This is a genomic window from Nocardia aurantia, from assembly GCF_009604425.1.
GTDB classification, from domain to species: Bacteria; Actinomycetota; Actinomycetes; order Mycobacteriales; family Mycobacteriaceae; genus Nocardia; species Nocardia aurantia.
The window spans coordinates 43,414-57,849 of record NZ_WEGI01000020.1 but is presented as its reverse complement, the minus strand read 5'-3'; the positions used below and the strand labels follow the sequence as shown (position 1 = coordinate 57,849).

13 protein-coding genes are annotated in these 14,436 nt (G+C 69.4%); 4 read left to right on the top strand and 9 right to left on the bottom strand.

The features are described from left to right. Positions 1-42: 42 nt before the first annotated feature. The gene (locus NRB56_RS35520) at positions 43-1,077 is read right to left on the bottom strand and encodes an aspartate-semialdehyde dehydrogenase (protein ID WP_153348751.1); all 1,035 of its coding nucleotides are present in this window, start codon (positions 1,075-1,077) and stop codon (positions 43-45) included. A 92-nt stretch (positions 1,078-1,169) separates the two neighbouring features. After that, a complete protein-coding gene (locus NRB56_RS35515; RefSeq protein ID WP_319944004.1) occupies positions 1,170-2,435 on the bottom strand; it encodes an aspartate kinase in 1,266 nt (421 codons plus the stop codon). 186 nt (positions 2,436-2,621) lie between these two features. Here NRB56_RS35515 and NRB56_RS35510 point away from each other — a divergent pair, with 186 nt between their 5' ends. From NRB56_RS35510 to NRB56_RS35500, 3 genes are all read left to right on the top strand, one after another. After that, positions 2,622-2,807, top strand: coding sequence for a DUF1918 domain-containing protein (locus tag NRB56_RS35510; RefSeq protein WP_153348750.1), 186 nt, complete (start codon positions 2,622-2,624; stop codon positions 2,805-2,807). Between the two features lie 208 nt (positions 2,808-3,015). After that, positions 3,016-3,474, top strand: a complete 459-nt coding sequence (locus NRB56_RS35505) for an SRPBCC family protein (RefSeq protein ID WP_153348749.1) — start codon at positions 3,016-3,018, stop codon at positions 3,472-3,474. 42 nt (positions 3,475-3,516) lie between these two features. Next, positions 3,517-4,722, top strand: coding sequence for a low temperature requirement protein A (locus NRB56_RS35500; RefSeq protein WP_153348748.1), 1,206 nt, complete (start codon positions 3,517-3,519; stop codon positions 4,720-4,722). Between the two features lie 10 nt (positions 4,723-4,732). On the opposite strand, the gene NRB56_RS35495 is transcribed toward NRB56_RS35500, so the two are convergent. The 7 genes from NRB56_RS35495 to NRB56_RS35465 form a co-directional block, all read right to left on the bottom strand. Then, entirely contained in the window at positions 4,733-5,539 is an 807-nt protein-coding gene (locus tag NRB56_RS35495) for an ion transporter (RefSeq protein ID WP_153348747.1), read from the bottom strand. 124 nt (positions 5,540-5,663) lie between these two features. Next, positions 5,664-7,145 carry a GMC oxidoreductase gene (locus NRB56_RS35490; protein ID WP_456320184.1) on the bottom strand — a complete coding sequence of 494 codons (1,482 nt, stop codon included), beginning with the start codon at positions 7,143-7,145 and terminating at the stop codon, positions 5,664-5,666. 684 nt (positions 7,146-7,829) lie between these two features. Next, positions 7,830-8,540 carry a type 1 glutamine amidotransferase gene (locus NRB56_RS35485; protein ID WP_153348745.1) on the bottom strand — a complete coding sequence of 237 codons (711 nt, stop codon included), beginning with the start codon at positions 8,538-8,540 and terminating at the stop codon, positions 7,830-7,832. After that, positions 8,537-9,778: a Mur ligase family protein gene (locus NRB56_RS35480; RefSeq protein WP_319944003.1), complete on the bottom strand. Its 1,242-nt coding sequence runs from the start codon at positions 9,776-9,778 to the stop codon at positions 8,537-8,539. Before NRB56_RS35480 ends, NRB56_RS35485 begins: the two co-directional genes overlap by 4 nt. 136 nt (positions 9,779-9,914) lie before the next feature. Beyond that, positions 9,915-10,538, bottom strand: coding sequence for a pyridoxamine 5'-phosphate oxidase family protein (locus NRB56_RS35475; protein WP_153348744.1), 624 nt, complete (start codon positions 10,536-10,538; stop codon positions 9,915-9,917). A gap of 60 nt (positions 10,539-10,598) precedes the next feature. Then, complete coding sequence (locus NRB56_RS35470; RefSeq protein WP_319944002.1) at positions 10,599-12,227, bottom strand: hydroxysqualene dehydroxylase; 1,629 nt, start codon at positions 12,225-12,227, stop codon at positions 10,599-10,601. A gap of 215 nt (positions 12,228-12,442) precedes the next feature. Further along, a complete protein-coding gene (locus NRB56_RS35465) occupies positions 12,443-13,393 on the bottom strand; it encodes an EamA family transporter (RefSeq protein ID WP_319944001.1) in 951 nt (316 codons plus the stop codon). 74 nt (positions 13,394-13,467) lie between these two features. Here NRB56_RS35465 and NRB56_RS35460 point away from each other — a divergent pair, with 74 nt between their 5' ends. Further along, on the top strand, positions 13,468-14,412 hold the full coding sequence (locus tag NRB56_RS35460; protein ID WP_153348742.1) for a LysR family transcriptional regulator: 945 nt from the start codon (positions 13,468-13,470) through the stop codon (positions 14,410-14,412). Positions 14,413-14,436: the final 24 nt, after the last annotated feature.

The window sequence follows — 14,436 nt, the reverse complement described above, 5'->3', positions numbered from 1 at the left end:
AAAGGCCGCCCGATCGCGAGGGATCGAGCGGCCCGCCTCGGCTCAGCGCTGCGTGAGCAACACCTCGGCGATCTGAATCGTGTTGAGGGCAGCGCCCTTTCGGAGGTTGTCGCCCGAGACGAACAGGGCGAGGCCGCGACCGGAGGGGGCGCCGGGATCCTGGCGGATCCGGCCGACGAGGGACTCATCGATGCCGGCGGCGGCCAGGGGGGTCGGCACATCGGTGAGCCGGACGCCGGCGGCGCCGGCCAGGATCTCCCGCGCGCGCTCGACCGACAGCGGCTCGGCGAATTCGGCGTTGATCGACAGCGAGTGGCCGGTGAAGACCGGTACGCGCACACAGGTGCCGCTCACCAGCAAGTCGGGGAGGCCGAGGATCTTGCGACTCTCGTGGCGCAGCTTCTGGTCCTCGTCGGTCTCGCCGGAGCCGTCGTCCACCAGCGAACCGGCCAGCGGCAGCACGTTGAAGGCGATCGGAGCGACGTACTTCTTCGGCGCCGGGAACACGGCGGCGGACCCGTCGTGGGTCAGCTTCTCCATATCGGGGGCCACCGCGCGGATCTGGCCGGCCAACTCCTCGACGCCGGCCAGCCCGCTGCCCGAGACCGCCTGGTAGCTGGAGACGATCAGGCGGCGCAGGCCCGCGGCGTCGTGCAGCGGCTTCAGCACCGGCATGGCGGCCATGGTGGTGCAGTTGGGGTTCGCGATGATGCCCTTGGGCAGGTTGCGCGCCTGCTCCGGATTCACCTCGGAGACGATCAACGGGACCTCGGGGTCCTTGCGCCAGGCCGAGGAGTTGTCGATGACGGTCACCCCGGCGGCGGCGAACCGCGGCGCCTGCACCCGCGACATGGTGGCGCCGGCCGAGAACAGCGCGACGTCCAGTCCGCTCGGGTCGGCGGTCGCGGCGTCCTCCACCACGATCTCGCCGTCGCGCCACGGCAGCGTCGAGCCGGCCGAGCGCGCGGACGCGAAGAACCGCACCTCGTCGGCGGGAAAATCGCGCTCCTGCAACAACTTCCGCATGACGGCGCCGACCTGCCCGGTCGCGCCGACCACACCCACCCGTACGCCCATGTCAGCGTCCTTTCGACATGCTCGGGAGCGCTCCGTGGTTACGCTCCGCCGCCGCCTCCGCGCTTGACCCGATCATGCTTGACCCGATCATGTCAGCGCCCCGTCCCGGCGTGAATGACCGCCACCTCGTCGCCGCCCAGATCGAAGGCCCGGTGCAGCACCTGCACGGCCTCGTCCAGATCGGTGTCCCTGACCAGTACCGAGATCCGGATCTCCGAGGTGGAGATCAGGTCGATGTTGACGCCGGCGGTGGCCAGCGCCTCGCAGAAGGTCGCGGTGACACCGGGATGGCTCTTCATCCCCGCGCCGACCAGTGACACCTTGCCGATGTGATCGTCGTAGAGCACCTGGGTGAAGCCGATCTCGCCCTGCTGCTTGGTGAGCATCTCCACCGCGCGCGGGCCCTCGGTCTTCGGCAGCGTGAAGGTGATGTCGGTCTTGCCCGTCTCCACCTTGGAGATGTTCTGCAGCACCATGTCGATGTTGATCTCGGCGTCGGCGATGGCCCGGAACACCTTGGCGGCGTAGCCCGGCTCGTCCGGCAGCGCCACGACGGTCACCTTGGCCTCGCTGCGGTCGTGCGCGACGCCGGTGAGGATTGCTTTCTCCAAGGGGATGTCCTCCATCGATCCGTAAACGTAGGTGCCGCTCTTGTCGGTGTACGAGGACCGCACGTGCACGGGCACGTTGTAGCGGCGGGCGTACTCCACGCAGCGCAGCATGAGCACCTTCGAACCGCAGGCGGCCATCTCCAGCATCTCCTCGAAGGAGACCTGGTCGAGCTTCTGCGCGTCGGGGACGATGCGCGGGTCGGCGGTGAAGACGCCGTCGACATCGGTGTAGATCTCGCACACGTCGGCCTCCAGGGCCGCCGCCAGCGCCACCGCCGTGGTGTCGGAACCGCCGCGACCGAGCGTGGTCACGTCCTTGCTGTCCTGGGAGACGCCCTGGAAGCCCGCGACCAGCACGACCTGACCCTCATCGAGGGCCTGCCGCAGCCGCGACGGGGTGACGTCGATGATCCGCGCGTTACCGTGCGCGCCGGTGGTGATGACGCCGGCTTGCGACCCGGTGAACGAGCGGGCCTCCGCGCCGAGCGAGTGGATCGCCATGGCCACCAGGGCGTTCGAGATGCGCTCCCCGGAGGTGAGCAGCATGTCCAGCTCCCGGGCGGGCGGTGCGGGGGAGACCTGCTGGGCGAGATCGAGCAGTTCGTCGGTGGTGTCGCCCATCGCGGAGCACACCACGACCACCTCGTGACCCTGCTTCTTCGTCTCCACGATCCGCTCAGCGACACGACGGATGCGCTCGGCGGACTCGAGCGAGGATCCTCCGTACTTCTGAACGACGAGAGCCACGGCCGGTCCTCCAAGATCGAGATCGTACTGCTGCCAGCAACCAAGAGTACCGGCCGCTGTCCAGCGTTTATCCGGCAACCTCTGTGGCCTGGAGCACTGCCCCGGTCCGAATGGCACTCCGCGGACCGGGCTGCCAGCACTCGCACCCCCTTGTGACGCACATCACCATCGGCCGATAATACGACCATGCAGGCACGCGTGGGTGACAGGTTGCTCGTCCACGGACGAGCGGTGGGCATGCCGGATCATGCCGGGCGGATCGTCGAGGTCCGCGGTACCGACGGCGCTCCCCCGTACATCGTGCGGTTCGACGACGGGCACGAGAGCTTGGTGTTCCCCGGACCGGACTCGGTGGTCCGGCACAGCGGCTGAGCGCCGCTCCTCGTCCTGGGCACGAATTCGGCGGCGGCGCCCCGGATTTGCCGTGCCGTCGTGATGTCCCCGTGATGACCTCGTGATTGGCCGTGTTTCACACGCATCGGACCGTTCGGCGTTGTGCCATAACAGACCACATGGTTGACGCGAAGTCCGGCGGTGGAGACAATCGGGTCCTGAGCAGTCCGGGGGCTGGAGGGTACGCATGCGCACGAAGACCAACCACCGATTCGTGATCGACGTCGATCCCGCAGTGGTGACGGAGGCATTGCTCGCGGTCGAACGCAGCCCGGAATGGTCACCGATGCACCGGGACGTCCGGGTGGCCACGCACGACGAATACGAACGTCCCCACCGCGTCTATGCGACGGTCAGTCCGACCGGTACGTCCGATCGCCAGGTTCTGGAATACACCTACGACGGCGACCGTATCTGCTGGCGGGTGATCGAAAGTGGCGCCGGCGGTGGCGGACTCGGCTGGTTCGATGTGACGGAAACCGAGGAGGGTACCGAGATCTGGTATCACTCCGAGGTATACCTGCCAATTCCGGTACCCGGAATTCTGATGAAACGCAGCATATCTCGCCTCCACGAGGAGGCGGTGCACAATCTCGCGGAGTTCATCGAGAAATTCCGCTTCGAACAGAGCTACGACGTGCGCTGAGTCCGGCGCGGAGCGGTGGCCGCGCCGTGCCACGATGTCCCCATGACCGATGCCCTGCCGACGCGGTTGCGGCCCACCGCCGAGGACGCCTCGGTGACCCAGCTCGAACTGTTCTTCGATCTGGTGATGGTGTTCGCGTTCACGCAGGTGACCGACCTCGCCGCACACGAGTCCAGCGTGCTGAACCTGTTGCGCGCCTTCCTGGTTCTGGCCGTGATGTGGTGGGTGTGGATCAGCTACGCCTGGCTCGGCAACGTGGTGCAGGCCGACGAGGGCCTGGCCCGGGTGGCCATGTTCGCGGCCACGGGCGCCGGGCTGATCATCGCGCTCACCATCCCCGAGGCGTTCCACAGCCAGCCCGGCGGCTGGCACGGACCGCTGGTGTTCGCGGTGGGTTACCTCGTCGTCCGGCTGATCCATCTCGGCATGTTCTGGCTGGCGAGCAGCCACGACCGCCAGTTGCGCGCGCAGGTGGTGCGCTGGGCGGCCGGGTCGATCACGATCGGCACCAGCCTGCTGATCGTCGCGGGAACCACCACGGGGACGGCGCAGGTCTGGTTGTGGATCGTGGCCGTCGCCGGTGACATGTTGTGGACGTTGTTCGCGGGCAACGGCTGGCGACTGAACTCCGCCGGGCACTTCGCCGAACGGCACGGGCTGGTGGTGATCATCGCCCTCGGTGAGTCGATCGTCTCGATCGGCGTGGGCGTCGCGGGACTGTCGATCTCCGGCCCGATCGTGGTGGGCGCCCTGCTCGGGCTGGCCGTCTCCGGCCTGCTGTGGTGGGCGTACTTCGATGTGGCCGCGAAGGTCGTCGAGCGCGTACTGAAACGGGAGCGCGGCGAGCGGCGGGCGCAGATCGCGCGGAACTGCTACACCTACTGGCACTTTCCGATGGTGGCCGGGATCGCCGGGCTGGCGCTGGGCCTGAAGAAGTTGCTGCACCAACTGGGCGGCACCGAGGGGCACACCATCCACGAGGCGCTGCCGGCCGTCCCGCTGTACGCGCTGTACGGCGGGGTGGCGGTCTACCTGCTCGGGCTGGTCGGGTTCCGGCACTACGCCACCCGGGTGGTGCTGTGGCCGCGGGTGCTGGCGGCCGGGGTGCTGATCGCGCTGCTGCCGGCGGCGGTCGGTATGCCCGCGATCGCCGCGCTCGGACTGCTGTGCGCGGTGCTGGCGGGTCTGATCGCCTGGGAGACCGTGCGTTACGCGCAGCCGCGCGACGCCGTCCGGCACGCGGAGTGAACCGCGCCGGTCACGGCCGCCGGGCGGCCCGGTGATCCTCGGACTCCTCGACCCGCACCCCGTCCATTACGGACCGCCGCATCTGCTGCACGTTCTCCCGCAGCACGTCGCCGATCAACTCGTCGACGCGGGGATCCGCGAGGGCCTGCATCAGGATTCGGAAGCTGGTGTCGGTGATCGCGCGGATGATGTCCTCGTGGAAGGGCAGGTACTTCACCCGGCCGACCTGTGGATCGTTGCGAATCAATTCGAGGACCAGGCCGTCGAGTTCGGCGCGGTTCTCCTCCAGCGCGGAGGCGAGGTTGCGGGTGTACTGACCGGTGCGCATCACCTCGGCGACCTCCTCCAGCACCGCGATGGTGACCGGCCGCTTGACCGTGTCGACGATGGCGCCGAAGAACCGATTCAGCACCACCATCGCGACCCGGTCGCCGAACACCTGCTCGGCGGCGCGGGCCAGGCGCAGGCCGAGCGCGAACAGTCGCAGCAGCCGGAACGCGCGGACGTAGACGTTCGTCACCGGCACCATGCCGACCACGTCGTACCAGTGCCCCAGCAGGTACGCCAGGGTCCAGCCCGCGAATCGCCACCGCCACAGGAACTCCAGGGCGAAGACGCCGCACAGCGCGTAGTCGGCGTCGGTCACCAGGCGGGCGGTCCGCGGCGCGACCGGCTGGAAGTGGATCCACCCGAGCCCCGTCACGGCGGCCGCGGCGAGCAGCACCATCACCAGATCCACCCAGAACTCCGGGTCCAGCCGCACCTGGCGGACCGCCATCGCTGCCGGTGTTCCGGTGGGCGCGCTCAACTGCGACACGACGATGCCTTCCTCGAACTGTTGCGCCGACAGTAGTGCCCGGCGACGCGCCTGGACAGGGCCCGCGGCCGGTCGGGCCCTGTGACCTGCGGCCGGACTCAGTGACCTGCGGTCACGACAGGACTCAGTGACCTGCGGCCACGATGGCCGCGATATTGCGTTCGGCCAGCGCGGTGATCGTCAGCGACGGGTTCACGGTGCCGGTGCTGCCCGGGATCGCCGCGCCGTCCATCACGTACAGCCCCGGATGTCCGAGGACCCGGCCGTTGCCGTCGGTGACCTGCCCCAGCACGGCGCCGCCGAGCGGATGCGCGGTGAACACGGCGTTGGCGTCGTAGCCCAGCGGCTGGTAGTCCAGTACGGCGCCCGCGCGCTCGGCGATGTGATGGTCGACGTGACGGCAGGCGTCGGCGACCGCGGCCTGCGCACTCTTGGGCCAGTTCAGCGTCGCCGCGTTGCGGGCGCGGTCGAAGGTGAAGCGCGCCCGGGTCGAGTCGAGCACCATGCCGAGTGAGGCCAGCGCGCCCGTCTCCACCGGAATGCCGGGGATGTACCAGCTTTCGAGGCTCAAGGGTGGACCGGATTCGTCGGCGATCCGGCTCGCGCTGGGCACCCCCTGCCCGAGCCCGGACAGCGTGCTCTCGCCACGCGCCAGCACGACGTCACCGTTGGTGCCCCAGCCGTCGCCCACGTGCTCGTTGAGATTCGGCAGGGTTCCGGTGGCCTGCGCCCGCACCAGCAACTCGGAGGTGCCGAGGGAGCCCGCGCCGAGGAACAACCGGTCACAGGTGAGCGTGCGAGTGCCGAGCACGGCGCCGGTCGGGTCGAGTTTGGTGACGGTGACGACGAAACGGCCGCCCGGTTCCTGCGCGATGGTGTCGACCCGGTGACCCGGGTACACCGCCGAGCGTCCGGTGTCCTGCGCGTACCGCAGATAATTCTGGTTGAGGTCGAATTTGGCGCCGTTGGAATTACCCAGATTACTCCGCGCCACCGTCGCGGAAGTCCTTGTGGTGCCACCTAATTCGGCGCGCAGGACATCCCAGTCGAAAATGGAGTCGTTGGGCACGGAACGATATCCGGCCTTGCGCACCTGATCGTCCCAGACCCGCGAGTGGGTGAACGGACCCGAGGCGTAGATATCCGCCGGCATCGGACTCAATCGCAACATCTGCCGCACCCGCGGATACCAGACGCTGTCCATTTCACCGTAATCGACTGTGCCCCGGAATATCTCGTCGAAGAATCGCCGCTCGGGCGCGATCATCGCGCCGGTGAAAACGACCGATCCACCGCCGACCGCGGCGCCGCGCCACACGTCGACACCCGGCAATTCCGTGATATCCAGCACGCCGCCGAAATCGGCGAATTGCATGGGCACCTTGGTAACTCCGGTGAACGAGGTGCGATGCCAGAAGCCGCGACCGTCGGGCAGATCGTCACCGGTGAAGATCTCCCGCCAGGGATCGTTGGGCCACCGCGAACCCCGCTCCAGCACCGTGTTGGTCACCCCCGCCTCGGCCAGCCGCAGCGCCGTGACGGCCGCCCCGAAGCCGGAGCCGACCACGATCGCCTCCGAATGCTCCGGCGGATCCGCCAAAGGCACAAAGATTTCCGGGACCCACGTGCGAAACAGGCTGACCCAGTTGGGATCCGCGCTCGCGACACCGGCGCCACCCCACCCCGCGGCGGCACCGGAGAACGCCGCAGCGGCGGCTGCTCGCAGAAAATCACGTCTGCGCAATCGGCCCCTCCCTCATCGCGTGGCCGCGCGCGAGACTACCGGGTCCGGCCGCCGGTCTCAACAGAATCGGCGATCACCTCCGGCGGCCACGGTGCTGTCATCGACCCAGGTAGGGGCTTCGAGCAGGGCCGACCTCGCCGATATGTGTCATCTCACAATCCGCCTGTGAGTGCCCGCGCCGCGGGTTGCGCCACAGCGCGAGCCCCGTACGGACGGCCACGCACCGCGATCGCCCACCGCCGGCGGACGTGCTGCCCATCCGCCCACCGGAACAGGCCGTCCGCCGCGCGGTACGAGCTTCCGCTGCCCACCGGACGCCGGTCACGCCGATGCCGACGGGGGATGCCGGAGCGTCCGGCAGCAGCGGCAACGCCGCTTTCGCGGCCACCACGAGCGCAATGCCCGTGCGCCAGAGGAACTTCGGGTAGCGACCCGAATCGTGAAAGGTACCCGGCTCGACCGCGCGGGTTCGACCACGCGGGCCGGTCGCACCCGTGCCCCGGGCGTCGCCGACGGCCACTGTCGCGGCCGGGGCTTCGCCAGGACTCAGGCGCGCAGGCGCTCGCGGCGGAGCCGGTCGACCTCGGGCAGGTCCAGGGCCGGCAGGGTGTCGACGCCGAGGGCGCGGGCCAGGAGGTGGTCCGCCAGTTCGGGATTGCGGGCCAGCACGGGGCCGTGCATGTAGGTGCCGTACACCGAGCCCTGTACGACGCCCTCGAGGCCGTCGCCCACGCCGTTGCCGACGCCGCGGGTCACCCTGGCCAGGCCACGGGCGTCGCCGCCGAGTTTCGTTCCGCCACGGTGGTTCTCGAAGCCGGTGAGCGGCTGCGAGAGTCCGGGCAGCAGCGGGGTGGTGGCGACCTCGCCGATCGCCCGGACCTTCTGCGGGGAGGTGGTGACGTCGAACAGGCCCACGCCGTCGACCCGCTCGCCGCCGGAGGTCTCGTACCAGTGGCCGAGCACCTGGATGGCGGCGCAGATCGCCAGTACCGGAACACCTTTCGCGGCGGCCTCCTGCAGACCGGGGTAACGCTGCAGATGGCGGGTGGCCAGCCGCTGGGCCGAATCCTCGGCTCCCCCCAGGGTGTACAGGTCCAGCGACGCGGGAACCGGGTCGTTCAGCGAGATCTCGACGATCTCGGCGTCGTGGCCGCGCATCCGCAGTCGCTGCCGCAGCACCAGGGCGTTGCCGCCGTCGCCGTAGGTACCCATCACATCGGGCAGGACCAGCCCGATCCGGACCGTGGACTCGCTCATGCGGTCACGACCCCTTCCAGATCGCGGTTCAGATCCCGGAACGCCGTGTAGTTGGCCAGCACCTCGACCCGGCCGGGGGGACAGGAGGCTATGGCGTGCAACGGATCCGGCACCGTGGTGTGTTCCACCCCGGCATAGGTGAGGCGCACCGCCAGATCGGTGGCGCGTTCCCCGGCGGCCACCACCTGGGTGCCCTCGAAATGTTCGAACCGCACGTCCCACAACCAGGACAGATCCTCGCCGTCGGGCACCTGGCCGTTCACCGCGATCACCAGTCCCGTTGCGGCCGAGTCGATCATCGACAGCGCCTCCTGCCAACCGGCCGGATTCTTGGCCAGCAACAGGCGGGCGTTGTGCACACCGACCTGCACGGTGCGGTAACGGCCGGCGATCTCGCGCACGGTGGCCGCGGCGTCCACCGCGGTGGCCGCCGGCACGCCGAGCGCCACCGCGGCGGCCACCGCCTGGGCGGCGTTGCCGCGGTTGGCGCGGCCCGGAAGGGCAAGGTGCAGCGGCAGTTTCACGCCGTCCGGCCCGTACAGATGTTCCTCGTCGACCCACCAGTCCGGCTCGGGCCGATGGAAATCCGCGCCGGTGCTGCGCCAGTGCTCGCCCTCCCAGACGATCGGCTCACCGGAACGCGGGCAACTGGTGGCGTCCACCGACCAGCCGCTGCCGGCCGACACCCAGACCACGTTCGGATGGTCGTAGGCGATGGAGGTGACCAGCACGTCGTCACAGTTGGCGATCAGCACGGCGTCGGGATGCCGGGCCATGCCGGCGCGCAGTTTCCGCTCGATCATGTTGATCTCGCCGACCCGGTCCAGCTGGTCGCGGCTCAGGTTCAGCAGCACCACGGCCGCGGGGTTCAGCGCGTCGGCGACGTGCGGCAGGTGCAGTTCGTCGACCTCGATGGCGGCCAGCGGCGCGGCGCGGCGGGCGTCGAGGGCGGCGACGATCCCGGCGTCCATGTTGGCGCCGTCGGCCTGGGAGGCGACGGGGCCGAGCGTGCCGAGCGCGGCGGCGGTCATCCGGGTGGTGGTCGACTTGCCGTTGGTGCCCGTGATCAGCACCGTGCGCCGGCCGCGGCCGAGCTGCGTCATGATCGACGGATCGATCAGCAGCGCGATCAGGCCGCCGATCATCGAACCCTTGCCCCGGCCCGCGCGTTGCGAGGCCCAGGACGCGGTCGCCGCCGCCTGCAGCGCCAGCCGTCCGCGTACCGAGATGTCTGCCACCACGCGAGTGTATTGGCAGCCGCGGCCGCACGCCGTACTCAGGGGCCGCCGGTGTGGCACGGGCCGGGCCCGCCGGGTACGGGCGATCACGAGCCGGCGGCGGCCGGATGATCGGCTGCCGCGTCGCCGGCGGCGATCACCCTCGGTAGAGCAATTTCTCGTAATTCTCCGGCGCGTAGTGCCGTTCGAGTTCCGCCAGCGATTCGGTGATTCCGGCCTGCACCTCCTTGGCCAGGCCCGCGGGGCCGGGCAGGGTGTCCTCCGGCCAGCGCGACGGCTGCCACAGGCTGCTGCGCAGGAACGCCTTGGCGCAGTGGAAGAAGATGGTCTCGATCTCGACCTCGACGGCCAGGATCGGCCGGTGGCCCTTGACCACCATGTCGTCGAAGTAGGGCGCGTCCCGCAGCAGCCGGGCGCGGCCGTTGATCCGCAGGGTCTCGTTGCGGCCCGGGATGAGGAAGATCACACCCACGTGCGGGTTCGACAGAATGTTCAGATAGCCGTCGGCGCGCCGGTTACCGGGTCGTTCCGGGATGGCGATCGTGTGGTCGTCGAGCACGTGCACGAAGCCGGCCGGATCGCCCTTCGGCGAGGCGTCGCAGTTGCCCTCGGCGTCGCTCGTGGCCAGCACGATGAACGGCGACGTGGCGATCCACTGCCGGTCGCGTGGATGCAGCGCGGGTCGTTCCTTGGCGGCGGCTCGCGGCATCACCGGCCCGAGCAGTTCGCGTAGTTCCGCCGGGCCGGTGATTTCGCTCATGTATCGATTGAACTGCCGATCCGGCGCCGATACCAGCGATTTGTGGGGGATCCCACCGGTCTACACCGGAACGTCGAACATGTTCGGCTGCCCGGCGGCGTAGCGCGCGGTGTCCAGCTGCCGCATCGGTTCCAGTTCCACGGCCCGGTACAGCGAGAACACCCGGCAGCGTTCGGCATTCGAGCCGGCCACGTCCAGCAGTGCATTCACTGCGGTGCGGGCCGCTTCGCAGGCGCCCTCCATGGTCGCCAGATCGACCCCGGTGCGCACGTAATCGCCTGCCAGGAAGAGGTTTTCCAGCGCACCGTGGGTCACCGGCCGGGCCGCCCAGGATCCGACGGTATTGATCAGCAGCGGATCGGCATTGGCGCTGTTGCCCGCCGCGTCCCAGGAGATACCCGAATCCAGGAACCACGAGTGCAGATCGTCGTCGCGCAGTTCGGCGTGACCCTTCAGATGGGCCTGCAACTGGGCCCATACCTCCCGCGAGATCTCTTGTGCCGTGCACTGTTTCGCCGTTTTTCCGGACAGGATGCCGGGCGTGTTCCAGTTCGAGATGTCCACCGACAGACAGTCCAGCACGCTGCCGTCACCGCGGCCGGGCAGCGGTGTCCGCGGCCAGAACTGGTTCTGCGCAATGGAAGTGAGCGACCACGGCGAGTCGATGTAGGCGGTGTGGCCCCGCGCGATCGCGGCCGGACGGCGCAGATAGAACTGGATGCCGGTCATCCAGTCCACGGTCAGCCGGTCCATGGCCGCCAGTTCCGGCCGCACCGCCAGGATTTCCGGCGTCCACAGGTGGCGCGCGACCTCCACCGGCACGGCCAGCACGTAATGATCGGCGTCGACGGACCGGCCGTCGGCGAGCCGGGCCCCGCTGATCCGGTGGCCGTCGACATCGAGCCCGCGCACCTCGGCGGTCTCGAAACGCACGCCGAGATCGCGCAATCGCGCCACCCAAGGGTCGATCCAGGCCTCCGAGGTCGGACCGTTCAGGACCCGGTCCAGCGGGCCGTCGTTGCCGATCTCCAGCGGATTGCCGAGGAACTGTTCCCCCATCGCGCCGATGGTGCGGGTGCTCGCCAGGTCGTCCTTGGCCGCCACCAGCAGCGTGGTCAGCGTGCGCGACAACAACACTCGGAATTCGGTCGAGCGGCCGCGGGCGCCGACGAAGTCGCGCCAGGCCAGGTTCTCCCACTCACCGAACCGGCGGGCGTCGCAGCTGGTGTTGAAGACCAGCAGGCGGTTGGCGAAATAGGCCGCGTCGGACATCGGTATCCGCATCGAGGTCGAGATGACCGAGCCGACGGTCTGCCGGAAATCGTCGACGGTGGCCCACGGCTTTCCGGCCCGGCCCATCGGGACGATGGTGTCCTCGCTGCCCGTCCGCGCGAACCGCGCCTCCGGGGCGGCGACCAGATTGTCCCAGACCCCGTTGGCGTTGCCGGGGAACGGGATTCGCCGCATGGTGTCCGGAATGTGCCGATAGAAACCGGGAAAGAACCGGAAGCCGTGCTCTCCCGGTAGATCCGGGCGGCCGTCGCGGCCGCTGCCGGGCACCGCGATGCTGCGCGCCTTGCCGCCGAGGGCCCGCCGCTCGTAGAGCGTGACCTCGAAACCGCGCTCCGCCAATTCGTGCGCGGCGGTCAGACCGGCGACACCACCACCGAAGACCGCGACCCGCTGCACCGGATCCGCCGCCGCCCGTATCGGACGAGCCGCGACCGCACCCGTTGTCGAAATTCCTGCCGCTACCGCCCCGCGCAATAACGCCCGCCGCGAGACGGTCCCAAGCTGTCGTGCCATACCGGGACCTCCCACAATCGCGCCTACTTTATGCGCACGATCCCGACTCGGAGTCAATTGGGGGTGTTACTTCCGGGCCGCCACACCGAAATTGCTCCTTATTTGCTGATGAGAAGGTCGGGATTATCCGATGCTTCCGGGATGACCAGTCGGTTCCGACCGATTTCCGGCCGCCGCCGCGCGACCGTCACGGTGAAGGCGCCGCCGATCACGATCACCCCTCCGACCAGCGACAACACGGTCGGCCGCTCGCCCAGCGCCGCCCACGCGGCAGCGATGCCGACCACCGGCACCAGCAGGGACAACGGCGCCACCGCGGCCGCCGGATATCGGCTCATCAGATCCGTCCACAGGCCCGATCCGACCGCGGTCGCCAGCACGGCGGTGAAGCCGAGCGCCGCCAGACCCGGCCACCCGGAGGCGTCGAACGAACCCGTCAGCGCGTGCCACCCGGTGGCCGGCCCCTCGGCCACCATCGACAGCGCGAACATCGGCAGCGGCGGCACCACCGACATCCACAGGGTCAGATGCAGCGGGTCGACCCGCTCGGACCCCGACACCGCGAGGCGGGAGCCGATATTGCCGAATGCCCAGCCCAATCCGCCTGCGAGGGTGAGCAATACCGGAATCACGCTGGTGTGCTGTGCACGGTCCCAGCCGATCACGACCATCCCCAGCACCGCCACGAGCAATCCGAGCACCTGACCGCCGCGCAACCGCTCGCCGAGGAACAGTGCGCCGAGCACCACCGTGAACGGCGCCGAGGACTGCAACACCAGCGAAGCCAGCCCGGTCGGCATGCCCGCCCGCATCGCGGTGAACAGGAATCCGAACTGCGCGACCCCGAATCCCGTGCCGTACAACAACAGCCAGCGCAAGGGCACCCGCGGCCGCGGCACCAGCAACACGACCGGAACCGCCAGCACCGCGAATCGCAGGCCGGCGAAGAAGTAGGGCGGGAAGTGTTCGAGCCCGACATGCAGGGACAGGAAATTCAGGCCCCAGAGCAGGACGACGGTCAGGCCGAGCAGACGATCGCGGTTGGTCACGTTCCGAGCATCCCCGGGGCAACAGCTAAGAACAATCGAATATAAATGTATGATTCATGTAGTAAAACTGATGAATGACCGCGCCCGATGCCGCCTTCCTCTCCGTCGAACGCCTGCGCGTCCTACGCGAACTGGCCGACCGCGGCACCGTGGCCGCGGTCGCGGAGGCCCTGTCGATGACCCCGTCCGCGGTCTCGCAACAGCTGAAGGTGCTCGCCCGGGAAGCCGGGGTGGCGCTTCTCGAACCCGACGGCCGCCGGGTCCGGCTCACCGACGCGGGCCACGCCCTGGTACTCCGCGCCGACGAGGTGCTGGCGGCGATGGACCGGGCGGCCGCCGAGATGGCGCTGTATCGCGGCTCGGCCCGCGGCCGGGTGCGGGTCGCCCTGTTCTCGTCGGGCGCATCGTTGCTCCTGCCCGCGGTCTTGGCCGAACTCGCCGGCAGCGGGGTCGAGATGATCGCCAGCGACGAGGATCTACCGCCGACTGCCGTACCCCAGCTGCTCGCCGACTACGACGTGGTCCTGACCCACCGCGACGAACGCGCCGCCCCGCAGGCGGGCCCACGGGTGAGTTCCCGGGTGCTGATGCGCGAACCGATCGATGTGGTCATGTCCCGCACCCACCGGCTGGCCCGCCAGGGCGCGGTGGTCCCCGCCGAACTCGCCGACGAGACCTGGCTGAGCGTCCGCGGCGGCTTCCCGGTCGACGACGTACTCCGCTCGATCGCCACCGTGACCGGCGTGCAACCTCGAATCGCCCAGCGACTCAACGATTTCGGCGTCATCGAAGCTCTGGTCGCGACCGGCTACGGAGTCGCCCTCATGCCCCGCTTCGCGGTCCGCCACCCCGATCTGGCGGTCCTGCGCCTGGCCGGTGTCCGCGCCGCCCGTCTCTACGACCTGGCGACCCGGCCGCATGCCGAGCGCAGGCCCGCGATCGCGACGGTCCTGACGGCCTTCCAGCGCGCCGCCGCCACAGCGGCGGACACCGGCCGACCGATCCGGCCCGGTCCGTAGCGAGCGACGGGCGATCACCGGCAT